The sequence below is a fragment of the Streptomyces sp. NPDC034085 genome, assembly GCF_055575555.1.
Genome location: NZ_JBVISL010000008.1, coordinates 1 through 21,468 on the forward strand (window position 1 = coordinate 1; position 21,468 = coordinate 21,468).

Annotated in this window: 18 protein-coding genes, 1 tRNA gene and 1 riboswitch; of the genes, 4 read left to right on the forward strand and 15 right to left on the reverse strand. The window is 73.0% G+C overall.

Going from position 1 to position 21,468, the window contains the following annotated elements; all coding sequences use genetic code 11:
• From ACZ501_RS24945 to ACZ501_RS24960, 4 genes are all read right to left on the reverse strand, one after another.
• A partial coding sequence (locus ACZ501_RS24945; RefSeq protein ID WP_468798188.1) for a type I polyketide synthase occupies positions 1-2,165 on the reverse strand: 2,165 nt, incomplete at its 3' end.
• 129 nt (positions 2,166-2,294) lie between these two features.
• On the reverse strand, positions 2,295-4,100 hold the full coding sequence (locus tag ACZ501_RS24950) for an acyl-CoA dehydrogenase (protein ID WP_361607680.1): 1,806 nt from the start codon (positions 4,098-4,100) through the stop codon (positions 2,295-2,297).
• A 59-nt stretch (positions 4,101-4,159) separates the two neighbouring features.
• On the reverse strand, positions 4,160-5,563 hold the full coding sequence (gene lpdA, locus ACZ501_RS24955; protein WP_361607683.1) for a dihydrolipoyl dehydrogenase: 1,404 nt from the start codon (positions 5,561-5,563) through the stop codon (positions 4,160-4,162).
• A 602-nt stretch (positions 5,564-6,165) separates the two neighbouring features.
• Positions 6,166-6,239, reverse strand: a tRNA-Pro gene (locus ACZ501_RS24960).
• A 158-nt stretch (positions 6,240-6,397) separates the two neighbouring features.
• Between ACZ501_RS24960 and ACZ501_RS24965 the strand changes: the two genes are divergently transcribed.
• The gene (locus ACZ501_RS24965; protein WP_468798191.1) at positions 6,398-7,099 is read left to right on the forward strand and encodes a transketolase; all 702 of its coding nucleotides are present in this window, start codon (positions 6,398-6,400) and stop codon (positions 7,097-7,099) included.
• Between the two features lie 37 nt (positions 7,100-7,136).
• Entirely contained in the window at positions 7,137-8,033 is an 897-nt protein-coding gene (locus ACZ501_RS24970) for a transketolase family protein (protein WP_468798667.1), read from the forward strand.
• A 31-nt stretch (positions 8,034-8,064) separates the two neighbouring features.
• Here ACZ501_RS24970 and ACZ501_RS24975 read toward each other — a convergent pair whose 3' ends face one another.
• From ACZ501_RS24975 to ACZ501_RS25000, 6 genes are all read right to left on the reverse strand, one after another.
• Positions 8,065-8,610, reverse strand: coding sequence for a GAF domain-containing protein (locus ACZ501_RS24975; protein WP_361607689.1), 546 nt, complete (start codon positions 8,608-8,610; stop codon positions 8,065-8,067).
• Positions 8,607-9,251, reverse strand: a complete 645-nt coding sequence (locus tag ACZ501_RS24980) for a GTP-binding protein (RefSeq protein WP_361607692.1) — start codon at positions 9,249-9,251, stop codon at positions 8,607-8,609. Before ACZ501_RS24980 ends, ACZ501_RS24975 begins: the two co-directional genes overlap by 4 nt.
• Positions 9,229-9,570, reverse strand: a complete 342-nt coding sequence (locus ACZ501_RS24985) for a DUF742 domain-containing protein (RefSeq protein ID WP_468798670.1) — start codon at positions 9,568-9,570, stop codon at positions 9,229-9,231. The genes ACZ501_RS24980 and ACZ501_RS24985 overlap by 23 nt, the downstream gene beginning before the upstream one ends.
• A 104-nt stretch (positions 9,571-9,674) precedes the next feature.
• Positions 9,675-10,106 (reverse strand): roadblock/LC7 domain-containing protein, encoded by a 432-nt coding sequence (locus tag ACZ501_RS24990; protein ID WP_361607701.1) that lies wholly within the window; start codon positions 10,104-10,106, stop codon positions 9,675-9,677.
• A 23-nt stretch (positions 10,107-10,129) separates the two neighbouring features.
• Positions 10,130-12,421, reverse strand: a complete 2,292-nt coding sequence (locus ACZ501_RS24995; RefSeq protein WP_468798194.1) for an ATP-binding protein — start codon at positions 12,419-12,421, stop codon at positions 10,130-10,132.
• 258 nt (positions 12,422-12,679) lie between these two features.
• On the reverse strand, positions 12,680-13,303 hold the full coding sequence (locus ACZ501_RS25000; RefSeq protein ID WP_468798197.1) for a flavodoxin family protein: 624 nt from the start codon (positions 13,301-13,303) through the stop codon (positions 12,680-12,682).
• 55 nt (positions 13,304-13,358) lie between these two features.
• Between ACZ501_RS25000 and ACZ501_RS25005 the strand changes: the two genes are divergently transcribed.
• Positions 13,359-14,243 carry an oxygenase MpaB family protein gene (locus ACZ501_RS25005; protein ID WP_362460342.1) on the forward strand — a complete coding sequence of 295 codons (885 nt, stop codon included), beginning with the start codon at positions 13,359-13,361 and terminating at the stop codon, positions 14,241-14,243.
• A 59-nt stretch (positions 14,244-14,302) separates the two neighbouring features.
• On the opposite strand, the gene ACZ501_RS25010 is transcribed toward ACZ501_RS25005, so the two are convergent.
• From ACZ501_RS25010 to ACZ501_RS25020, 3 genes are all read right to left on the reverse strand, one after another.
• On the reverse strand, positions 14,303-15,532 hold the full coding sequence (locus tag ACZ501_RS25010; protein ID WP_468798200.1) for an MBL fold metallo-hydrolase: 1,230 nt from the start codon (positions 15,530-15,532) through the stop codon (positions 14,303-14,305).
• 156 nt (positions 15,533-15,688) lie between these two features.
• Complete coding sequence (locus tag ACZ501_RS25015) at positions 15,689-16,474, reverse strand: SGNH/GDSL hydrolase family protein (protein WP_468798203.1); 786 nt, start codon at positions 16,472-16,474, stop codon at positions 15,689-15,691.
• Positions 16,475-16,637: 163 nt separating this feature from the next.
• Positions 16,638-17,654 (reverse strand): M23 family metallopeptidase, encoded by a 1,017-nt coding sequence (locus tag ACZ501_RS25020; protein ID WP_468798206.1) that lies wholly within the window; start codon positions 17,652-17,654, stop codon positions 16,638-16,640.
• A 4-nt stretch (positions 17,655-17,658) separates the two neighbouring features.
• A riboswitch (cyclic di-AMP (ydaO/yuaA leader) is annotated at positions 17,659-17,824 on the reverse strand.
• A gap of 315 nt (positions 17,825-18,139) precedes the next feature.
• Here ACZ501_RS25020 and ACZ501_RS25025 point away from each other — a divergent pair.
• Positions 18,140-18,958, forward strand: coding sequence for a tyrosine-protein phosphatase (locus ACZ501_RS25025; protein WP_362460351.1), 819 nt, complete (start codon positions 18,140-18,142; stop codon positions 18,956-18,958).
• A gap of 76 nt (positions 18,959-19,034) precedes the next feature.
• Here ACZ501_RS25025 and ACZ501_RS25030 read toward each other — a convergent pair whose 3' ends face one another.
• Both ACZ501_RS25030 and hpnH read right to left on the reverse strand, forming a co-directional pair.
• The gene (locus ACZ501_RS25030; protein ID WP_362460354.1) at positions 19,035-20,438 is read right to left on the reverse strand and encodes an aspartate aminotransferase family protein; all 1,404 of its coding nucleotides are present in this window, start codon (positions 20,436-20,438) and stop codon (positions 19,035-19,037) included.
• Positions 20,435-21,466 carry an adenosyl-hopene transferase HpnH gene (hpnH, locus tag ACZ501_RS25035; protein ID WP_361609547.1) on the reverse strand — a complete coding sequence of 344 codons (1,032 nt, stop codon included), beginning with the start codon at positions 21,464-21,466 and terminating at the stop codon, positions 20,435-20,437. Before hpnH ends, ACZ501_RS25030 begins: the two co-directional genes overlap by 4 nt.
• Positions 21,467-21,468: the final 2 nt, after the last annotated feature.

A 21,468-nucleotide genomic window follows, 5' to 3' on the forward strand; every position in this document is an offset into this window, starting at 1 on the left:
GGGAGCTGCTTGGACTTCACGCCCAGCGTTTCGGTGATCTCCCGGACCGTGGTCTCGTTTCCGGCGATGACCACGGAGGTCGCACCGTTGACCGCAGCGATCCCGGCCTCGGCCTCACGCCCGGCCAGCAGGGGAATGACCTGCTCTTCGGAAGCCTGGACGGCGATCATCGTTCCGCCGGCCGGCAGGGCCTGCATCAGACGGCCCCGTGCCGAGACCAGCGTGCAGGCGTCTTCCAAGGAGAGGACGCCGGCGACGTGCGCGGCGGCGATCTCACCGATGGAGTGCCCGCCCACAACATCCGGACGCACCCCCCACGATTCCAGCAGCCGGAACAGAGCGACTTCGAGAGCGAACAGGGCGGGCTGGGTACTGCCGGTCTCGTCCAGACCCTCACCGGTGGAGATGACGTCTGCGAGCGACGGGTCGAGGTGCGAGAGGACCTCGTCGAAAGCCGACGCGAAGACCGGGAACGCCTCACGCAGCTCCGCGCCCATACCCACCCGCTGCGAGCCCTGCCCGGTGAACAGGAACGCCAGCCGGCCCTCCGACACCGAAGCGCCACCACGACGCCCCGCCACCAGCTCCTCCAACGAAGCCACCAGCTCGGAGCGGTCCGCGGCCGTCAGCACGGCCCGGTGCTCGAAGGCGGTCCGGGTGGCGGCGAGCGAGTACGCGAGGTCGGCCGGCTCCGTCTCCGGGCCGGCCGTGACCTGGTCGAGCAGCCGGCCCGCCTGGGCCCGCAGGGCCTCCTCGGTGCGGCCGGACAGCACGTACGGCAGAGGCCGAACCCCGCCCTCGGGGGACCCGGCGGCGGACGGCTCGGGCTTCCCCGCCGGGGCCTCGCCGAGCACGACGTGGGCGTTGGTGCCGCCCATGCCGAAGGAGGAGACACCGGCGATCAGCGGTGCGTCCGGCTCGGCGGCCTGCGGCCAGGGGCCGAGCTCCGTACGCACCCGGATGCCCAGCTCGTCGAAGGGGATGTCCGGGTTGGGCGCGGCGAAGTGGAGGCTGGGCGGCAGTTCGCGGTGGACGAGGGAGAGGACCACCTTGATGAAGCCGGTGATGCCGGCGGCGGCCTCCAGGTGGCCGACGTTGGTCTTCACGGAGCCGATGTGGAGGGGCAGCCCGGCGTCGCGCAGCGGACCGCCGAGCACGGCGCCGAGGGCCGCGGCCTCGACCGGATCGCCGATGCGGGTGCCGGTGCCGTGCGCCTCGACGTAACGGACGCGGGCGGGGTCGACCGCGGCCCGTTCGTAGGCGAGGCGCAGGACGTCCTCCTGGCCCGCCCGGTCGGGAGAGGTGAGGTTCTGCCCGCCGCCGTCGTTGTTGACGGCCGAACCGTGGATCACGGCGAGGACCCGGTCGCCGTCGGCGAGGGCGTTGTCGAGGCGCTTGAGGACCACGACGCCGCCGCCCTCGCCGTGGACGAAGCCGTTGGCGCGGGCGTCGAAGGCGTGGCAGCGGCCGTCCGGGGAGAGGCCGCCGAACTTGGTGGCGGCGACGAAGCAGTCCGGGACGATGTCGAGGTTGACGCCGCCGGCCAGGACCATGTCGGACTCGCCGGAGCGCAGGCTCTCGCAGGCCGAGTGGACGGCGACGAGCGAGGAGGACTGGCCGGTGTCGAGGGTCAGGCTGGGGCCCCGCAGACCCAGCAGGTACGAGACGCGGTTGGCGATGACGCCGCGGTTGAGGCCGGTCAGGGTGTGGGAGCCGATGGACTCCAGGCCCTGACGGTGCGTCAACGTCGCGTAGGCGTCGGTCATCGCGCCGATGAAGACGCCGACCCGCCCGCCCCGCAGCCCGGCGGGGACGATGCGGGCGTGTTCGAGGGCCTCCCAGGCCAGTTCGAGGGTGAGCCGCTGCTGGGGGTCCATGGCCGCGGCCTCGCGCGGCGAGATGCCGAAGAAGGCGGGGTCGAACCCGCTGACGTCGCCGAGGAAGCCGCCCCGCCTGCCGGTGGTCCGGCCCGGCGCGGCCGGGTCGCCGTCGTACAGGGCGTCCGCGTCCCAGCGGTCGGCGGGCACGTCGGTGACGGCGTCGACGCCGTCGCGCAGGAGGGTCCAGAAGGCCTCGGGGCCGTCCGCTCCGGGGAGGCGGCAGGACAGGCCGATGACCGCGATGGGCGTCGGGGTGTGGGCAGGGGTGGGCACGGCAGTGGGCATGGCAGGTCTCTCCCTTGGCCCTGGGCGCGGGCACGGCTGAAGACGTACGGGACTCGGGAATCGGCCGTACGCGTGCGTCATCGGCTCAGGAGGCGGCGGAGCCTTCCGAGCTGCTGGGGATGGGGGCCGTCAGGCCTGGAGGTCGGGGTGCGCCACCGCGGTGTGGGCGGTCAGGGCGTGCACGTAGTCGGCCTGCGCGATGGGGGCGCCGACCACCTCGTGGGGGACGTCGAGTCCTTCGGCGAGTTCGAGGGCGTGCGGTGCGATGCGCTCGCACAGCTCGTTGACCCGCTGCGGGAGGGAGCGGACCTCGTCGGCGTCGAGCAGGCCGTGGGCCAGGTACCAGCCGTCGTGGGCGGCGATCTCCTCGGTCGCGTAGAGGGCGCACAGGTCGGTGAGCGCGGCCTTGGCGGCGGGATCGGCGACCGAGTCCAGGGCGGTGCGGACGGTGTCGAGGACGAGGGAGAACGCGTGCGCCTCGGAGAGGGCCTCGGCGAGGGCGTTGTGCTCGTTCCACATGTCGAGGGTGGACCGGCCGGCCTCGGTGGCCGTGCGCAGGGCGGTGGTGAGCTCCTGGTGCAGCAGCCGCTCGCGGGTGGCCGCCAGGGCGGTCCAGACCTCGGGGGTGAAACGGTCGCGCTCGGCCCGGGTGGGTGCCGCGTGGGCCGGGGGCTCGTACTCGACGCCGGCGGCCAGGGTCAGGGCGCCGTCGAGCAGCATCATCTGGTTGTCGGCGGCGGCGGTGTTGAACGAGTGCGCGAGGCCCTGGTAGTCGAGGTACCGGTTGTCGGCGAAGAAGCCCAGGGCGCCGGCGGCCTGCCGGGCCCGGATCGTGACGCGCTCGGCGAGCCGGTCGACGGTCACCTTCAGCAGGGAGGTGGTGCGGATCGTGCGTGCGCTGGCGACGGGCTTCTCGGGCGCGGCGACGGTCGCGGCGACGAAGCCGGTGACGTACGCGGCGGCGAGGGCGCCGAACAGGGGCCGCTGCTGGTTGCGGTAGGTGATGACGGGGACGTCCGCGGCGTGGCGGCCGGAGGTGCGCCGGTGGTGGGCGTGCCGTACGGCGACCGCCGCGCTGGCGCGGCTGACGGCGGACAGGCCGACGACGGCGGCTTCCCAGGCGTGGCGGATGACGCTGAGGAGGCGGCGGGTGCGGGTGAGGGCGTCGCCGGCCGGGTCGGTGAACTCGCCTTCCGGAGTCAGGGTGGCGCCGTCGCGCAGCCAGTGGCGGAAGGGGACGCGGACGTCCTCGAAGGAGACGAGCGCGCAGTCCAGCGGCAGGATCGCGGTGGGGCGCTGCGGGGCGATGCGCACACCGTCGCAGGGCCGGCCGTCGGCGTCGCGGATGGGGACGACGAAGAAGAAGAGTCCGCGGTCGTGGCCGTCGACCATCAGGCGGGCGCTGACGACGGCGGTCCTCGGGAACGGGGAGGAGACGCCGGGCGGGAACTTGACCGCGGCCGGGTCCGGGGTGCGGAGGACGAACTCCTGGCGTTCGGCGTCGTATACGGCCTGGGTGCGGATGTTCGCGTTGCTGTTGCCGCGGCCCGCCTCGGTCATCATCAGCGAGCCGATGGTGTCCATGTTGACCATGGAGCCGATGAGGTCGTCGAGGTCGTCGCGGCCCCGGCCGAAGTCCTGGATGGCGCCCATGGTGGTGCAGTAGTGGAGGAAGACCCCGTAGAACAGCGACGGGTCGGCGAGCGCAGCCCATTCCACCAGGGTGAAGAGGCGCTCACGGTCTTCGAGGAGCGGTGCGGTCAGGCCGAGGCCGTCGTTGATGTGCTTCAGGCGACGGTAGGTGAGGTCACAGCGTGCCGAGTCGTCGAGTCCCGTGGGGCGGTCGAAGAGCGGATCGGCGAAAACCTCTCTGAGGTGTTTCGCATGCCCCTCATAGGCAGGTCTATGTATCAGAGACGTGAAGGTGGAACGCATAGCAACCCCCGTTACTAATGCTATGTTGTTCGAAATTTCGTCTTGGTGTAACACCGATGTCACATATTGATCATGTGACCGGCAAGTCCGTGAATGGCTTCCTTGACGGCCTCACCCAGCGTCGGGTGGGCGTGAACGTTCCGGGCCAATTCGGTGACCGTGAGATCCCATTGCTGGGCCAGTGTGAGTTCGGGCAGGAGTTCCGTGACCTCGGGCCCGATGAGATGTGCGCCGAGAAGTTCCCCGTGGCGGCCATCACTGATGATCTTAGCAAAGCCGCCGGTGTCGCCGAGACCGTGCGCCTTCCCGTTCGCCATGAACGGAAATTTCGCGACCCGGACGTCGAATCCCTGCTCGCGGGCCTGTGCCTCGGTCCAGCCGAAACTGGCGATCTGGGGCTGGGTGTACGTCGCCCGGGGAATCATCACGAAGTCCAGCTCGGCCGTCTCCGCGTCCGCGATCGTTTCGGCCGCTATGACGCCCATGGCCTCCGCCGCGTGGGCCAGCATCAGCTTGGCGGTGACGTCACCGATGGCGTAGATGTGCGGCACCGAGGTCCGGCAGCGGGCGTCGACCTCGACGGCACCGCGCCCGGTCAGCCTCACGCCGGTGTTCTCCAGCCCGTAGCCCTCGACTCTGGGCTGGAATCCGATGGCCTGCAGCACCTTGTCCGCTTCGAGGACCCGCTGCTGGTCGCCGCTGGTGACGGTGACCCGGATCTTCTCGCCCGACTCGTCGATGCCGTCCACGCGGGTGGAGGTGAGGAGCTCGATCCCGAGTCGCTTGTAGCGGCGGGCCAGTTCGGCGGAGACCTCCTCGTCTTCGAGGGGGGCGATCCGGTTCTGGAACTCGACGATCGTGACCTGCACGCCGTAGCTGCGCAGGATGTACGCGAACTCCAGCCCGATGGCGCCGGCGCCCGCGATGACGATGCTCTCGGGCAGCCGGTCGGCGAGGATCTGCTCCTCGTAGGTCACCACCCGGTCGCTCAGCGAGGTCCCGGGGAGCAGCCGGGGAGTGGCACCCGTGGCGAGGATGCAGTTGTCGAAGGTGACGTCCTGGACGACGCCGTCGTTGCCTCGGACCTGAAGGCTGTTGGGGCCCGCGAAGTGCCCGCGCCCTTCGAACTGCGTGATCTTGTTCTTCTTCATCAGGTAGTGGACGCCCTTGACCCGGCCGTCCGCCACCCGGCGGCTGCGCTGGAAAGCCGCGCCGTAGTCGAACGAGACAGTGCCCTCCACCGTGATGCCGAACTCCTTGGCTTCGTGGCCGAGGAGGTGGGCGAGCTCGGCATTGCGCAGGAGCGCCTTCGAGGGGATGCAGCCGACATTGAGGCAGACGCCGCCCCAGTAGCGCTCCTCGACGATGGCGACACTGAGCCCGAGCTGGGCGCTGCGAATTGCCGCGACGTAACCACCGGGTCCCGCCCCAAGGACCACGACATCAAAGTGTGAAGAACTCACGCTTCCCCCTGCTTACACCCCGACGCTTGCGCCCAAGCGCAAAGCGCCACTTCCGCAAGCTTTTAACCGATCACATCCTTGCATTATCCAGCAACGTCCACTACGTGATCACTCTCACATGATCGAGCATGCCTCAAGTGCCGAGCATTTCCAGCCGTGTTGGCTTGATTCTGAGGGACGATGGGCGGTTCGAGTCAGTCGACTGGGCGGACTGGCGTGGAGCGGCCACAGTTGCGCTGACGGTGGCGCCATTCGGAGTCCGGGGGCCGGGTACGCGTGGGAGGAGAGGGCGCCGGCGACCGCCCCGCCCCGGTCGCCCATGCCGTCCCGCGGCTCACCCCCGCGATGGCGGCGCGGCTGGACCAGACCGCTCGGAAGGAGCGCGCCGCAGGGTGATCCACGCCGCCTCCAGCGCCTGAGCACCCCGTCGCGCCTCCGGCAGGGCCACATGCCGGTGCCGGTGCAGGAGGGCCTTCTCGGCGTCGGCAACGACCGCCGTATCACCCGCTCGGACCGGCCCGGTCCCCGACTGGTCCCCAAAAACGATCAAGGGGCCGTTTCGGATTACTCCGAAACGGCCCCTGATCTGCGACTCTTTCGAGTCGGGACGACAGGATTTGAACCTGCGACCCCTTGACCCCCAGTCAAGTGCGCTACCAAGCTGCGCCACGTCCCGATGCCCGCTGACCTGGGGTTTCCCCCGGCCGGACCGGCACGAGAACAATACCGCACTTCCGGGGGTGGTCGCGCGCACCTTTCCGGGGCGGCGGGGACCTGACGTACACGGCGTCCGGCGCTTGACCTCAAGTCCGCTTGAGGTTGCACGGTTGGTGCATGACACAGCTAACCGCGGACGCAGGGCTCCGCTACGAGGATCTGGACCGGCTGATCGCGCTCATGACCGGCGCCGAGAAGCACGGGCCCGCCGCCACGTCCACGCTCGACGTGCTGTGGGTGCTCTACGACCGGGTGCTGCGGGTGCGGCCCGGGACGGCCGGGAATGCCGGGCGGGACCGGTTCCTGCTGTCCAAGGGGCACGGGCCGATGGCCTACTACGCCGTGCTCGCCGCGAAGGGGTTCTTCCCCGTCGACTGGCTGCCCGGGTTCGGTACGTACGACTCCCCGCTGGGGCACCACCCCGACCGCACCCTGATCCCCGGCGTGGAGATCGGCAGCGGCTCGCTGGGGCACGGGCTGCCGCTCGCCGTCGGCAGCGCGCTCGGGCTGCGGGCCCAGGGGCTGGACGAGTCGGCGGTGTGGGTGCTGATCGGGGACGCCGAGCTGGACGAGGGCAGCAACCACGAGGCCATCGCGTACGCCGGCTCCGCCGGACTGGAGGCGCTGCACACCGTGGTGATCGACAACGACTCCGCCACCCACGGCTGGCCCGGCGGGATCGCCTCCCGCTTCGAAGCGGCCGGCTGGAGCGCGCTCACCGTCGACGGGCGCGACCACGCGGCCCTGCACGCCGCCTTCACCGCACCGCATCCGGGCCGGCCGCTCGCCGTCGTCGCCCGCGTCGAGAAGAAGTTCTGAGGGGGACACGATGATGGACACGACGAGGGACACGACGATGGACACCATGCGGGAGCGGTTCGTCTCCGTCACGTCGCGGCTGCTCGACGAGGACCCCCGGCTGGCCCTCGTACTGGCCGAGATCACCATGGACGGGTTCCGGCCCGCCCGCGAGCGGCACCCGGACCGGGTGATCAACGTCGGGATCCGGGAACAGCTGCTCGTCGGCGTGGGGGGCGGGCTGGCCCTCACGGGGCTGCGTCCCGTGGTGCACACCTTCGCCAGCTTCCTCGTCGAGCGGCCGTTCGAGCAGGTCAAGCTGGACTTCGGGCACCAGGGCACGGGTGGGGTGCTGGTCAGCGCCAGCGCCAGCTACGACTGGCCGGCCGGCGGGTTCACCCACATGGCACCCGGCGACGTGGCGCTGCTCGACACCCTCGACGGCTGGACCGTCCACGTGCCCGGCCACCCCGACGAAGCGGAGGCGCTGCTGCGGCACGCCTACGCCGCCGGCGACGACCGCGTGTACGTCCGGCTCTCCGAGATGTCGAACCGCTCCCCGCGCCCCCTCGACGGCCTGCGCTTCGAGACCGTGCGGGAGGGCCGCGCGGGTGTGGTGCTCGCCGTCGGCCCGCTGCTCGACAACGTCCTCGCCGCCACCGAGGGCCTCGACGTCACCGTCCTGTACGCCGCCACCGTGCGCCCCTTCGACGACGCGGCCCTGCGCGCCGCCGCCGGACGGGCGGCGGCCGATGTGGTGCTGGTCGAGCCGTACCTCGCCGGCACCTCGGCGGCGGCCGCCGGGCAGGCCCTGATGGAGGTGCCGCACCGCGTGCTGCCGCTGGGTGTCGGACGGGCGGAGCTGCGCCGCTACGGCACGGTGGAGGAGCACACCGCCGCCCACGGCCTGGACGCGGCCTCCCTCCGGCAGCGGATCACCGCCTTCCTGCGCTGAGGGCGGTGCACGGACACCGGAAGGCCTCCCGTCAGCCGCGGCGGGCCGACCGGTCGTCCAGCAGCCCGCCCAGCTCGGCGGCGAGCTCCTTGGCCGTCGCCAGGCCCTGCGTCCCCCACCGCCTCGGCACCACGTCCACCGCGCACACGGTGCCCAGGACGAAGCCGTGCCGGTCGGTGAGGGGCGCCCCGAGGTACGAACGGACCCCGCTCCCGTCGACGACGGCGTTGCCCGCGAAGCGCGCGAAATCCCGTACGTCCTCCAGGACCAGGGCCCGCCGGCGCACCACCACGTGCGGGCAGTAGCCGTGGTCGCGGGGCAGCACCCGGGCCGGGTAGCCGCCGGCCGCGGCGTCCGGGCCGTGGTGCAGGCCCGCGAAGAACTGCCGTTCCTCCCCGACGAAGTTGACCCCCGCGTACGGGGCCCCCAGGGTGTCGGCGACCCGGCGCGCGAAGGCGTCGAGTTCCGCGTCCACCCGCTCGCCCAGGCCCATCTCGCGCAGCCGGAGGGCCCGCGCGGGAGCCTCCCGGTCCACCGGAGTGAGCAGCAGGTGGCCGGTCGATTCGTAGTGGGTCATGGCGGTTCCCCCTGATGTGCGTGCGGCAGCCGGTCCGGCCGGCCGTGGTGTTCCCGGCGGCCCTGGCGGGCCGTGGACAGCAGGTGTTCGACGAGGGCGGCCAGCGTCCCCGTACCGGAGCGCGGCAGGCGCGCGTCGCACCGGACGACGGGCACGTCCGGGTCCAGGCCCACGGCTTCGCGGACCTCCTGGGAGGTGTAGCGGTGACCGCCGTCGAACTCGTTGACGGCGAGGACGAAGCCGATCCCCCGGCGCTCGAAGAAGTCCACGGCGGGGAAGCAGTCGGCGAGGCGGCGGGTGTCCGCGAGGACCACCGCACCGAGCGCGCCGGCGCACAGCTCCTCCCACAGGAACCAGAAGCGCTCCTGGCCGGGCGTGCCGAAGAGGTACAGGACGTGCCGGTCGTCCAGGGTGATCCGCCCGAAGTCCAGCGCGACCGTCGTCGTCGTCTTCGCCTCCACCCCGTCGAGCGGGTCGGCGGCCTCGCCCGGCCCGCTCAGCAGTTCCTCCGTGCACAGCGGCTCGATCTCGCTCACCGCGCCCACGAAGGTGGTCTTGCCCGCCCCGAACCCGCCCGCGACCAGGATCTTCAAGGTCGCGGGGAGGACCGGGGCCGTCTCACAGCCGTCGGCGCAGGCCATCGAGCACCGCCCGCAGCAGGGACACGTCATCGGCGGCGAGCGGGCCGCCGCCGTCCGGGAAGCGGGGTGCCTGCGCCATGACGGCCCCGCATTCCATCAGGTCGGACAGCAGCACCTTCACCACCACGGCGGGCAGCCGCAGTTGCCCGGCCAACTCGGCGACGGTCACCGCCGCCGCACCGGCGCACACGCGCAGCGCGAGGGCGTGCTCGGCACCGAGCGGGTCCCTGGGGCGTACGCCGGTCGCGGTCATCACGGACAGCAGGTCGAGCGCCATGGCCGGACGGGTGCGGCCGCCGCTGGCCGTGTACGGGCGCATGACGCGGCCGGCGGAATCGTCCAGCCAGGGCGTGTCCCGGGCCGTGGGGAAACCGTGCGGCCCGGGGAAGCCGCGGCCCCCGTGCGCCCCCCTCGCCCAGGCCCTCATCGCTCCGGGTCGGCGACGGGCCGGCGCGGGGGCGCAGCCAGGTACGGCCGTACGCTCTTGACCAGCATCGCCATCTCGTAGCCGAGCACGCCCGCGTCGGCCTCGCGGTCCGCGAGCACCGCCAGGCAGGTACCGGAGCCGGCCGCGGAGACGAACACGAGCGCCGTGTCGAGCTCCACGACCACCTGCCGGACCTCGGCCCCGTCCCCGAACCGGGTGCCGGCGCTGCGGCCCAGGGAGTACAGGCCGGAGGCGAGTGCCGCCATGTGGTCGGCGCTGTCGGCATCCATGCCGTGCACGCAGGTGACGAGTCCGTCGGCGGTGAGCAGTACCGCGCTGCGGGTGTACGGCACCCGTTGGACCAGACCGCTGAGCAGCCAGTCGAGATCGGAGAGGCTGCCTGTCCTGGTTGCCAGTTCGCCGGCCATGGGGGTGTGCTCCTTGCTGGGGTTCATGCCTGCTCGTCGGCCTGGGCGAGGCCGAAGCCCCGCTGGAAGGCCGCCATCAGGCCGGGGTCGTGCACGGGCTGTTCGGTTGCGTCGGCCCGCCGGGGGGTGGGGGTGTCGCGCAGCTGGGGCGCGAGGTGCTGCTGGGCGCGGCGCCGGGGCAGGGAGGGCCGGGCCTCCTCCGGAGCGGAGCCCTGGTGCGGTACGCGGGGCGGCGGCGGGCCCGGGTTCCAGGCCGCCGGCGCGGGGCCGAACCCGCCCGGCGCTTCCGCACGCCGGCCGGGCTCCTCCGCGTCCGGAACCGACCTGGCGCCGGCCGGGCCCCGGCCCGCGGGCGCGGGGTCTCCCGCACCGCGCTCCCGAACCACCGGCTCCGGGACTGCCACGCCCTGGCCCCACGCCGCGGGCTCCAGGGCTACCGCGCCCGGGACCCAGGCCGCGCGGTCGGGGTCTCCCTGACCGTCGTCCCACGCCGCCGGCTCCGCGGCTGCCGCGGCCTGGTCCCACGCCGCCGGCTGCGGGGCTGCCGCGCCCTGGTCCCACGCCGCCGGCTGCGGGGCTGCCGGGCGCGGGGCCCAGGGCGTCGGCTCCGCGCCACGGTCCAGGGTCGCCGGCTCCGGGGCCGGGGGTTGCGTCCAGGCCGTGCCCGGAGCCCCACCCTCGTCCGTGTCCGGGCGGAGTTCCGCATGCCGGGCGGGGGACGGCACCGCGGCCAGACCCCGGGCGGCGTTCGTCTCCAGGGGCTGCTCCGGTCCCGGGGCCCGCCCGAAGGCCGGTTCCAGGCCCGGTGCCCCGCCCCGGGCCGTGGCCGTACCCGAAGCCGGGCCGGGGTCCCCGCCCGGCTCCCGGGCCGGGGCCCGGACCGCCGGACCCGGGGCCGGTACCGACCCGCCCGGGTCGCGGGGCAGGCCCTGGGGCGGGACCGTCCTGACGGGAGCCCGGCCCGGGCCCGCCGCCGGGGTCATCGAGCCGGCGCCCCCGCCCGGGGCCGCCGAGCCGGAGACCGGCCCCGCCGCCGGGGCCGGGTCGGTCGTCGGCCAGGAGACGGTGCCCCATGAGGTGGTTCGGGATCCGCCCAGCGCGTCGGACGCGGTCGGGGCCTCCGCGCCCAGCAGCCCCTGGGGCAGCACCAGCACGGCCAGCACCCCGCCGTAGATGTTCGACTTCAGCTCGACCGCGATCCCGTGCCGCCGGGCCAGTGCCGCGACCACGAACAGGCCGATCCGCCCGTCGGCCAGCAGGTGCCGCACGCTCACCTGGTCGGGGTCGCCGAGCAGCAGGTTCATCCGGTGCTGCTCCTCCGCCGGCATGCCCAGCCCGCGGTCCTCCACCTCCACCGCGATCCCGGCGGTGACCCGCTCGGCCCGCACCACCACGTCCGTGTCGGGGGCGGAGAACACCGTGGCGTTCTCCACGAGTTCGGCCAGCAGGTGCACCACGTCGGCGACGGCGTGGCCCCGGACGGTTCCGCCCGCCGGGTGCACCACCTTGACCCGCGTGTACTGCTCGACCTCGGCGACCGAGGAGCGCAGGACCTCGCTCAGGTCGATGGGCCGGGTCCACTGGCGCCGGGACGCGGCGCCGCCCAGCACGGCGAGGTTCTCGGCGTGCCGGCGGATCCGGGTGGCGAGGTGGTCGACGTGGAAGAGCTCCTTCAGCAGGTCGGGGTCCTCGACGGTGTCCTCGAGGTCGTCGAGGAGGGCGATCTCGCGGTGCACGAGCGACTGAAGCCGGCGTGCGAGGTTGACGAAGACCTCCACCTTGCGGTCGCTGTCGGTCGGCGCGGGCGGTGCGGCCAGCCGTACGAGGGTCTCCTGCGCCTGCTCCCGGGCGCTGCGCAACTCCTGTGCGAGCAGCCAGAACTCGTCCACCCCGGACGGGTCCCCCGCTGGCGGCGCACCGCCCTGGGCCCCCCGCACGGGGCGCACGGCACCCTCCCCGCGTTCGATCCGCTCGGCGGCCGTCCGCAGCTCCTGGCGTCCGCGCATGCTGGAGCGGCGCAGCGCCTCGCAGCGGTCCCGGACGGCCTTGGCGGCGCGCTGGGCCCCGAGCAGGGCGGCCGCGAGCGCGCCGACGGCGAGCAGGGCGCAGCCCGCGAGCACCGGCCACAGCCGGTCGTCGCGGGCCCCGGCGCCCCCGCCGAGGTGGAGGGTGAACATGACCGCGGCGGCGCCGCTGAGCCCGGCGGCGAGCGTGGGCAGCACGGCGGCGCGGACCAGCTGGGGGCGCATCTGCCGGCCGGGCCCCTTGACGGCGTGTCTCGACGGGGAGTGGCGGGCGGCGCGGAGTCCGGACATCGGCGTCCTCGGTACGTGGGGCCCGGTGTTGATCACCGGATACCCACGCTAGACCGCACGATCGCGCAGCCGGTGCCCACTCGGGGAACTTCACCGGGGTGCTTCCCGCTCCCGATGGAGCGCTCGTACGGCAGCCCGAATCCGCCGGGAGCGCGTACCCCCGCACGACGGCGGGCGCACGCGCTCCCGGTGGCCCCGCCGACTTCCGAGCGGACCTCGGGCCCGGCCGGCGGCGGTCAGCCGGTCGTCGGCCGCCGGTCAGGACGCCGGATACTGGGCGTACTTGAGGCGCCGCGCGAGGTGGGCGGCGTTGGCGGCCAGGGTGGCGGTCGTGGCCGCGGTCTTCTTCGGGGTCTCGTCGAGGTCCTGGTAGTCCGTTCCCTGCATGGCCTCGCCGACCCAGTAGGTGACGGCGTTCGCCGGGAGGGTGAAACCGACGTCGTTCAGCCCCTGGAAGAGGTCGGCACTGACCTTGTGGGCACCGTCCTCGTTGCCGACGACGCAGATGCCGGCGACCTTGCCGTAGGTGAGCGGGCGGCCCTCCTCGTCGCTCTCGCCCAGTTCGGCGTCGAGGCGCTCCAGGACCCGCTGGGCGACGCTGGCGGGGTGGCCGAGCCAGATCGGCGTGGAGAGGATCAGGATGTCGGTGCCGAGGATGGTCTCGCGGATCTCGGGCCACGCGTCACCGTCCCCCATGTCGGTCTGTACGCCGGGGCGCACGTCGTGGTCGACCACACGGATGGTCTTGCCCGATACGCCGTGGTCCGCGAGGGCGGCCATGGTCTGTTCGGCCAGCAGCTGCGAGCTGGAGGGGGCGGGCGAGGGCGTCAGCGTGCAGACGAGCGCGACGGCGCGCAGCGGAGTGGTCTCTTTGGCTTCCATGCCGCGCGCTTACCCCGAACTCCGCGCCCGACCCGGCCGGGCGCATACTGGCCCCATGACCCGGGCGACGGCCGCCGTCCGGCAGCTGAGGCGGCACGCCGGCGAGGCGGTTTTCCTGCGCGTCGCCGGGCCCGACGGCGCGCGCAACCGGGAGCGGATCCACGGCGCTCCCGGGCCCCGGTGGTTCGGGCCGGGACGGCCGGTGCGGCAGGTCCACGGGGACGCGTCGATGTTCATCGGCGGTCTGGCGGCCCTGCTCCTCCAGTCCCTGCACCCGCTCGCGATGGCGGCCGTGGCCGCGCACTCGGGGTACCGGGGCGACCCGTGGGGGCGGCTGCAGCGCACCAGCACCTTCCTGGCGGTCACCACCTTCGGCACGAGCGCCGACGCGACGGCGGCCGTGGACCGGGTCCGGGAGGTGCACGCGCGGATCCGGGGCCGGACGGCCGACGGGATGCCGTACCGGGCCGACGACCCGGAGCTGCTGACCTGGGTGCACGTCGCCGAGGCGTACTGCTTCCTGCGGGCCCACCAGCGGTACGGCCGGCATCCGCTGAGCCCCTCGGGCCGCGACGCCTACCTCGCCGACACCGCCCGGGTGGCCAGGGCCCTGGGCGCGGAGCGGCCGCCGGAGGACGAGCGGGAGCTGGCGCTGCGGATGGCCGCGTACCGTCCCTCGCTGCGGCCGACGGCGGCTTCCCGGGACACCGCCCGGTTCCTGCTGACCGATCCGCCGCTGCCGGGGGCGGCCCGGCTGCCGTATGCGCTGCTGGCCGCGGCGGCCGTGGAGCTCCTGCCGCCCTGGGCGAGGGCGGCCGTCCGGCCCGGCCCGGCGCACGTGGTCGCGTGGATCCCGGCCCCGGCGGCCCGCGCCGGGGGTCATGCCGTGACCTGGGCGCTGCGCTGGGCGCTGCCGCCGGCGCCGGGCCGGTCCGGATGACGTCGGCCACGGCCCGCTCCCGCGGTGGCGGGGGGCGGGCCGTGGCAGCGGCGGGGACGTCAGCGTTCGCGCGCCAGGTCGAGGTCGTCCTGGAGGAGGGCGGGCGCGGGGGCTCCGTCGGGGGCGGCGGAGCGGGCCGGGCCCGCCGCCGCTGCCGGGGCGGTCACGTCGGCGGCCCGGACGGCGGCCGTGAAGGGCCGCCACCAGGGTGCGGCCGGGGCATCGGGCGCGCCGGGCTCGAAGGGCTGGCCCGGGATCGGCAGGGCCACGGCCGCGCCGGCCGCGCCGGCGGCGGCGAGGGTCCCCTCGCCGGGCTCCTCCCACGGGTGCGGGGCCAGGTTGAAGGTGCCCCAGTGGATCGGCAGCATCGTGCCGTGCGGGACACCGCCCTGGAGGTCGAGGTGGGCCCGCATGCCCTCCTCGGGGGTCATGTGGATGTCGGGCCAGTACTCCGAGTAGGCGCCGATCTGGATCATCGTGGCGTCGAAGGGCCCGTGCCGGCCACCGATCTCCTCGAAGCCGGGGAAGTAGCCGGTGTCCCCGCTGTGGTAGATCCGGTGTTCCCCGCCGGCGACGACCCAGGAGGCCCACAGGGTGAACTGCTGGTTGCGCAGGCCGCGTCCGCAGAAGTGGCGGGCGGGGGTGGCCGTGAGGGTGAGCCCGGCGACCTCGGTGGCCTCGTTCCAGTCGAGCTCGCGCAGCCGGTCCGCCGGGACGCCCCAGCGCTCGAGGTGCGCGCCGACGCCCAGCGGGACGGCGAAGACCGTGTCCGTGCCGGCCAGGGCCTTGATCGTGGGGAGGTCGAGGTGGTCGTAGTGGTCGTGGGAGATCACGACGACGTCGACGTCGCCCAGCGAGGCCAGCGGCACCGGGACGGGGTGGAGCCGCTTGGGCCCGGCGAAGGGGAAGGGGGAGCACCGCTCGCCCCACACGGGGTCGAAGAGCACCCGGCGGCCGTCGATCTCCGCGAGCACGCTGGAGTGGCCCATCCAGGTCAGGCGCAGTCCGCTCACGGGCGGCTTGGCCAGCTCGGCGAGGGTGGTCGGGTAGACGGGGATCGGCGCGCCGGGACCGCGCCGGACCCGCTGCTCCTTCTGGAAGTAGGTCCTGGCGAACTCCGCCATCGATCCGGAAGGCCTGGTCCGGGCCCCGACCGGGTTCTGGAAGACGCCGTCGGCGAAGTTCGGCGAGCGCAGGATCCGCTCCAGCCGTGCGCCGGAGGGGTCCGCGCCGAAGGCTTCGGGCCGCAGGGCGCGCAGCCGGGGACGCAGGGGTCGGGAGCCGGTCAAGGCGCCTCCTGGGAAGGTGCAGGATGAGGTGGGACGGTCGTACGACTACGACCATCCCAACGCACACCGGCCCCCCATGATTCCGCAGCGCGGGGTCCGCCTTGCCGTGGGCGCCGGCGGGCCGGCGCGGCGCCGCCGCAGCCGGCCCCTCCCCCGCTACAGCGGCAGCAGGTCCGGGCGCTTGGCCTCGACGTGGTCGCCGGAGGACTCCCCGCGCAGCCGGCGGCCGATCCAGGGCACGAGGTGTTCGCGGGCCCACTGGATGTTGTCCCGGGTCACGTCCACCGACCCGCGCGGCGGGACCGGCGGCCAGGGCTGGTCCGGGTCGGTCGGCACCGCGTAGCCCAGCACCTGCGCGGCGCGCAGGGCGACGCGGGTGTGCCCCTCGGGCGAGAGGTGCAGCCGGTCGCCGTCCCAGGCCCGCCGGTCCTGTACGGACTTGAGGGACCACAGGTCGAGGACGGGGCACCCGTACCGGTCGGCGATGGAGCGGACGTGCGCGCTGTACGTCGCGACCTTGCCCCGCAGGTGTTTGAGGACGGGCACGCCCCGGGTGTCGAAACCGGTCGTGACCATCACGAGCCCGACGGACCGGGTGAGGTCGGCCACGGCCGCCTCGAACCGCTCCGCCACGTCGTCCGGGTCGCTGCCGGGACGGATGATGTCGTTGCCCCCCGCGCAGAAGGTGACGAGGTCGGGTGCGAGTTCCCTGGCCCTCGGGACCTGCTCGGCCACGATCTGGTCGAGAAGTTTCCCCCGCACGGCCAGATTCGCGTAGCGGAAGTCGTGTTCTTCGCGCTGATCGGCCAGGAGTACGGCGAGCCGGTCCGCCCAGCCGAGATATGAATCCCCGGATCCCGGGTCCCCCACGCCCTCGGTGAAGCTGTCCCCGATCGCCGCGTACGAGCCGATGGTCTTGAGTGTCGTCTTCGTCGCTGCCACGGGACGACATCCTTCACCTTGGCAACCAACCTACGCCAACGTAATGAGGGGTTGACGGACCGTGATCTATACCACGCGGGGGATAAGGAATAAGTACGCGTGGGGCCGGGACCCCCCTCGGGTCCCGGCCCCACGCGCGTCACGGTGCCGACGGCGGGTGCCGTCAGATGCTCACGCCCTTGGAGCGGAGGTAGCCGAGCGGGTCGATGTCGGAGCCGTAGGACGGGCCCGTACGGATCTCGAAGTGCAGGTGCGGGCCGGTCACGTTGCCGGTCGCGCCGGAGAGGCCGATGCGCTGGCCGCCGGTGACGCTCTGGCCCGCCGAGACGGACAGCGAGGAGAGGTGGCCGTACTGGGAGTACCTGCCGTCGGCGTGCCTGATGACGACCTCGTTGCCGTAGGCGCCGCCCCAGCCTGCGGAGACCACGGTGCCCGCACCGACGGCCTTGACCGTGGTGCCGGTGCTCGCGATGAAGTCGACGCCGGTGTGGTAGCCGGAGGACCACATGGCACCGCTCGCCCGGTACTGCGTGGAGATGCCGCCGCCGACGGGGGCGGTGAACCCGGAGGAGGTGGCGGGCGCTGCGGGCGCCGGGGCCTTCTCGCTCTTTGCCGCGGCGCCGGAGCCCTGGGCGGCCGGGCTGCCGTACGTCCGGCCGGCCTTGCCGCCGGAGCCCTTGGCGGACGCCCCGCCGGAGCCCTTCGCGGCCGGGGCCGCGTCGGCCGTGTCCTCGGAGGCGGCCGGAGCATCGCTCGAGGATTCCTCGGCCGGGGCCGCAGGAGCCTTCGGGGCGGGAGCCTGGGCCTGGCCGACGCCGCCGAGGGTGAGCTTCAGGCCGGGGTGGATGAGGGAGGGGTCCTCGCCGACGGCCTCGCGGTTGTCGGCGTACAGCCTCTCCCAGCCGCCGTCCAGGTGGCGCTCGGCGGCGATCTTCGAGAGGTAGTCGCCCGGCACCACCGTGTAGACGGCGGACGCGGCGGCGGGCGCGGCGGTCAGCGCCTGGGGGGCCTGCGCGTGGTGCGCGGGGGCGGTCTTCGCGGGCACGGCCGCCGGGGCGGCGTGGGCGCCGGCGGCACCCATCAGCGGGAGCGCGAGGGCCGCCCCGCCGGTTCCGGCCACGGCGAAACCGCGGGATATCGAACTGGACTTCGGACGGCGGTGCTTACCCTTTGCGGGCATGGCGAATTCCTCTCCGGCGCCTGCGAGGTGAGCTGTCGGGTTCGGACTGGAGATGTCCGGCCATACGTGCGGAGCACGGTTTCGGCTTCACCCCGAGCTGCACCGGACATGCTCCGGAGCAGCGGCCTACCTGGTTCCCCCGCTCCTGCCGCGCGCGGTGGTCGGGTGCGGTCCCCGGGCGGCGGCAGGATTAGGCGGTCCACCCGGATCGATCGCGAAGGTAATCGAGGCGGGCGCCGGGCAACAAGCCACGAATTCTCTGACGGAATCGCAGATATGGGGGATCAATGGAATTACGGTCACCCTGCGTCCATTCCGCACCCTCAACAACCGCTCCCACGAGGGAATTCGATTCCCGTGATCAGGCACGCACGGTCACCGTATGATCTGGCTCACGGGGCATGGCCCGATCTCGCCTCCACCTATGGCAAGTTGCTCCCAACCGGACCAATTCGGACACCCCAGGACCACGCGGAGGAGTACACGTGACCCAGCAGATACCCCAGCCCCTTCCGGCCGCCCCCGAGCCCGGTGCGCAGCTGACCGGAGTGCGCAACTTCCGTGACGTGGGCGGGCTGCCGACCGCGGACGGACGAAGGGTCAGGCCGGGACGACTGTTTCGAAGCGGACATCTCGCGCATGCCACCGAAACCGATACAGAGTTCCTCGCGTCGCTGGGCCTGCACACCGTCTTCGACTTCCGCAACGCGGTCGACCAGGCTCTGGAGGGCCCGGACGTCGAACTGCCGGGCGTGCTGAACGTGAACATCCCGCTGACGGACCCCGCCGACGGCCGGGAGTTCTGGACGATGGTCCGCGAAGGCGACCTCGAACAGCTCCGCGGCCTGCTGGGCGGGGGCAGGGGGGCCGCCCGCATGGCGGAGTCGTACCGCACGATCATCCGCACCCGCACCGCCGAGCACGGCCGCGTCCTGCACGCCCTGGCCGAGGACAGCGTCCCGGCGCTGATGCACTGCGCGGCGGGCAAGGACCGGGCGGGGCTGTCGATCGCGGTGACGCTGCTCGCGCTGGGCGTGGAGCGCGAGGCCATCGTGGCGGACTACCTGGAGTCGAACGCCCCGCACAACCGCTACCGGGTGCGCCGCGGCACCGACACGCCCGAGGCCCGCGCCCCCGAGGTGACGGAGCTGCTGGCCCCGCTGTTCGACGCCCGCGCGGAGTACCTGCTTGCGGCCTTCGCGACCATCGACGAGCTGTGGGGCGGGGCGGACCGCTACCTCGCGGAGGGGCTCGGGCTCGCCCCCGCCTCCCTCGGCCTGCTGCGGGACCGGCTCCTGGACTGACCCGCCGGAAAGAGGGCCGGCGGGGACCGGATACGCCCCCGCCGGCCGCCGGACAGCCGGCCCGGCGGTCGTCGGCTCAGCGGTTGCCGACCGCCTGCTTCACCAGCGTCCTGCCGAAGTCCCACATGAGCCCGCCCCCGCCGTGCGCCTCGTCCATGACCTCCCGGAAGGCCCCGACGAAACGCTCCACGTCCGCCTCGTCCACGACGAGCGGCGGGATGAGCTTGATGACCTCCAGGTGGTCCCCGGAGACCTGGGTGAGGATCCGGTGTTTGCGCAGCAGCGGCACCACGACCATCTGGGCGAACAGCCCCTTGCGGGCCGCCTGGAGCACCGCCCAGCGGCTGCGCAGGCCGAGCGAGGAGGGCTTGCCGAACTCGATGCCGATCATCAGCCCGCGCCCGCGCACCTCGTGCAGCAGCTCGTACTCGTCCACGAGCGCCGCGAGCCGCCCGCGCAGCAGGTCGCCCATCGCCCGGGCGTTGGCGACCAGCTGCTCGTCGTCCATGACGGAGAGCACCGCCAGCCCGGCCGCCATCGCCTGCGCGTTGGAGCCGAAGCTGGCGGAGTGCACCAGCACCCGGTCCATGGACGAGTACACCTTCTGGAAGATCCAGTCCTTGCCCAGGGTCGCGCCGACGGGCACGTAGCCGCCGGAGAGGGCCTTGGCCACGCACACCAGGTCCGGCTCCACGCCCGGCTCGTGCTGGTACGCGTAGAAGTCCCCGGTACGTCCGAGGCCCGTCTGCACCTCGTCGGCGATCAGGAGCGCCTTGTGCCGGTGCAGCAGCTCCTGCGCGGCGCGCAGGAAGCCGGGCGGGGCGGCATGCACGCCCTTGCCCTGGACCGGTTCGACCACGAAGGCGGCCACGTCCCCGCGCGCGAGCTCGCGCTCGAGCGCGGCCAGGTCCCCGAGCGCGATCTTCGTGTCGGGGAGCAGCGGGGCGAAGCCGTCGCGGAAGCCGCCTTCGCCGTTGACCGACAGCGAGCCCGTGGTCAGCCCGTGGAAGGCGTGGTCGCAGTAGAGGACCCTGGGCCGCCCGGTGGCGTACCGGGCGAACTTCAGGGCGGTCTCCACGGCCTCGGTGCCGCTGTTGCCGAAGAAGACCCGGTCGAGGTGGGGGCTGTACGACAGCAGCTTCTCGGCCAGCAGCCCGGGCAGCGGCTGGCAGTCGAAGCGGGTCAGGTCGGCGAGCTGGGCGTCCAGGACGTCGTGCAGGGCCCGGCGTACGACGGGGTGGTGCCGGCCCAGGCCCATCACCCCGAACCCGGCGAGCATGTCGAGGTAGTCGTTGCCCTCGGCGTCCCAGAAGTGGGCGCCCTCGGCCCGCTCGTAGACCTTGTCGAAGCCGATGGTGTGCAGCATGCGGGGCAGCTGGTGGTTGAGGTGGCGGGCGTGCAGCTCGTAGCGCTCCCCGCCGCGCTCGGCCAGCAGCGCGGCGAGGTCGAAGCCGCCCGGCCCGCCCTGTGCGGGGGTCATGCGGACGTGTCCCGGTTCCCGCCCAGGGTCTCGCGGGCCGCGCGCAGCGACTCCTTCAGCGACCCCATGGTGGCGAGGACGGCGGTGGGCTCGTAGCCGCAGTGCGCCATGCAGTTCGCGCAGCGCGGGTCCTTCCCGCGGCCGTACTTGCTCCAGTCGGTGTCCTCGATCAGCTCCCGGTACGTGGGCACGTAGCCGTCGCTCATCAGGTAGCAGGGGCGCTGCCAGCCGAAGAGCGAGTAATTGGGAATGGCCCAGGCGGTGCAGGGGAAATCGGCCTTGCCTTCGAGGAAGTCCAGGAAGAGCGGCGAGTGGTTGAGCCGCCAGCGCCGCCGGTTGCCGCCCGCGAAGGCCTTCTTGAAGAGTTCCCGGGTCTGCTCGACGCCCAGGAAGTGCTCCTGGTCGGGTGCCTTTTCGTAGGCATAGGCGGGCGAGATCATCATCTCGTCGACCTGGAGGTCGTCATTGAGGTAGTTCAGTACTTCGATGATCGTCTGCGGGGTGTCCGTGTTGAAGAAGGTGGAGTTGGTGGTCACCCGGAATCCGCGGCGCTTGGCCTCCTTGATGGCCGCGACCGCCTCATCGAAGACGCCCTCCTTGGCCACCGATTCGTCGTGGCGTTCGCGCAGTCCGTCGATGTGGACGGCGAAGGCGAAGTAGGGGGAAGGGGTGAATTTCTCGATCTTCTTGCGGAGCAGCAGGGCGTTGGTGCAGAGGAAGACGTATTTCCGCTTCGCCACCAGCTGGCGCACGATCTCGTGGATCTGCGGGTGCATCAGGGGTTCGCCACCCGCGATGGAGACCATCGGCGCGCCGGACTCCAGCACGGCGCCGACCGCCTGGGCGACGGGCATGCGCTGCTTGAGCACCCCGGCCGGGTGCTGGATCTTCCCGCAGCCCTCGCAGGCGAGGTTGCAGGCGTAGAGCGGTTCCAGCTCGACGATCAGCGGGAACTTCTCACGCTTGCGGAGCTTCTGTTCGAGAAGATAGGTCCCGACCCTGATGGACTGTCGCAACGGCATGGCCATCT

Coding starts and splice junctions, on each gene's coding strand:
- ACZ501_RS24950 (WP_361607680.1), bottom strand. CDS start 4,100: ATGCGTTCCACCTTCACGTCTCTGATACATAGACCTGCCTATGAGGGG.
- ACZ501_RS24965 (WP_468798191.1), top strand. CDS start 6,398: ATGACACAGCTAACCGCGGACGCAGGGCTCCGCTACGAGGATCTGGAC.
- ACZ501_RS24970 (WP_468798667.1), top strand. CDS start 7,137: ATGGACACCATGCGGGAGCGGTTCGTCTCCGTCACGTCGCGGCTGCTC.
- ACZ501_RS24975 (WP_361607689.1), bottom strand. CDS start 8,610: ATGACCCACTACGAATCGACCGGCCACCTGCTGCTCACTCCGGTGGAC.
- ACZ501_RS24980 (WP_361607692.1), bottom strand. CDS start 9,251: ATGGCCTGCGCCGACGGCTGTGAGACGGCCCCGGTCCTCCCCGCGACC.
- ACZ501_RS24985 (WP_468798670.1), bottom strand. CDS start 9,570: ATGCGCCCGTACACGGCCAGCGGCGGCCGCACCCGTCCGGCCATGGCG.
- ACZ501_RS24990 (WP_361607701.1), bottom strand. CDS start 10,106: ATGGCCGGCGAACTGGCAACCAGGACAGGCAGCCTCTCCGATCTCGAC.
- ACZ501_RS24995 (WP_468798194.1), bottom strand. CDS start 12,421: ATGTCCGGACTCCGCGCCGCCCGCCACTCCCCGTCGAGACACGCCGTC.
- ACZ501_RS25000 (WP_468798197.1), bottom strand. CDS start 13,303: ATGGAAGCCAAAGAGACCACTCCGCTGCGCGCCGTCGCGCTCGTCTGC.
- ACZ501_RS25005 (WP_362460342.1), top strand. CDS start 13,359: ATGACCCGGGCGACGGCCGCCGTCCGGCAGCTGAGGCGGCACGCCGGC.
- ACZ501_RS25020 (WP_468798206.1), bottom strand. CDS start 17,654: ATGCCCGCAAAGGGTAAGCACCGCCGTCCGAAGTCCAGTTCGATATCC.
- ACZ501_RS25030 (WP_362460354.1), bottom strand. CDS start 20,438: ATGACCCCCGCACAGGGCGGGCCGGGCGGCTTCGACCTCGCCGCGCTG.
- hpnH (WP_361609547.1), bottom strand. CDS start 21,466: ATGGCCATGCCGTTGCGACAGTCCATCAGGGTCGGGACCTATCTTCTC.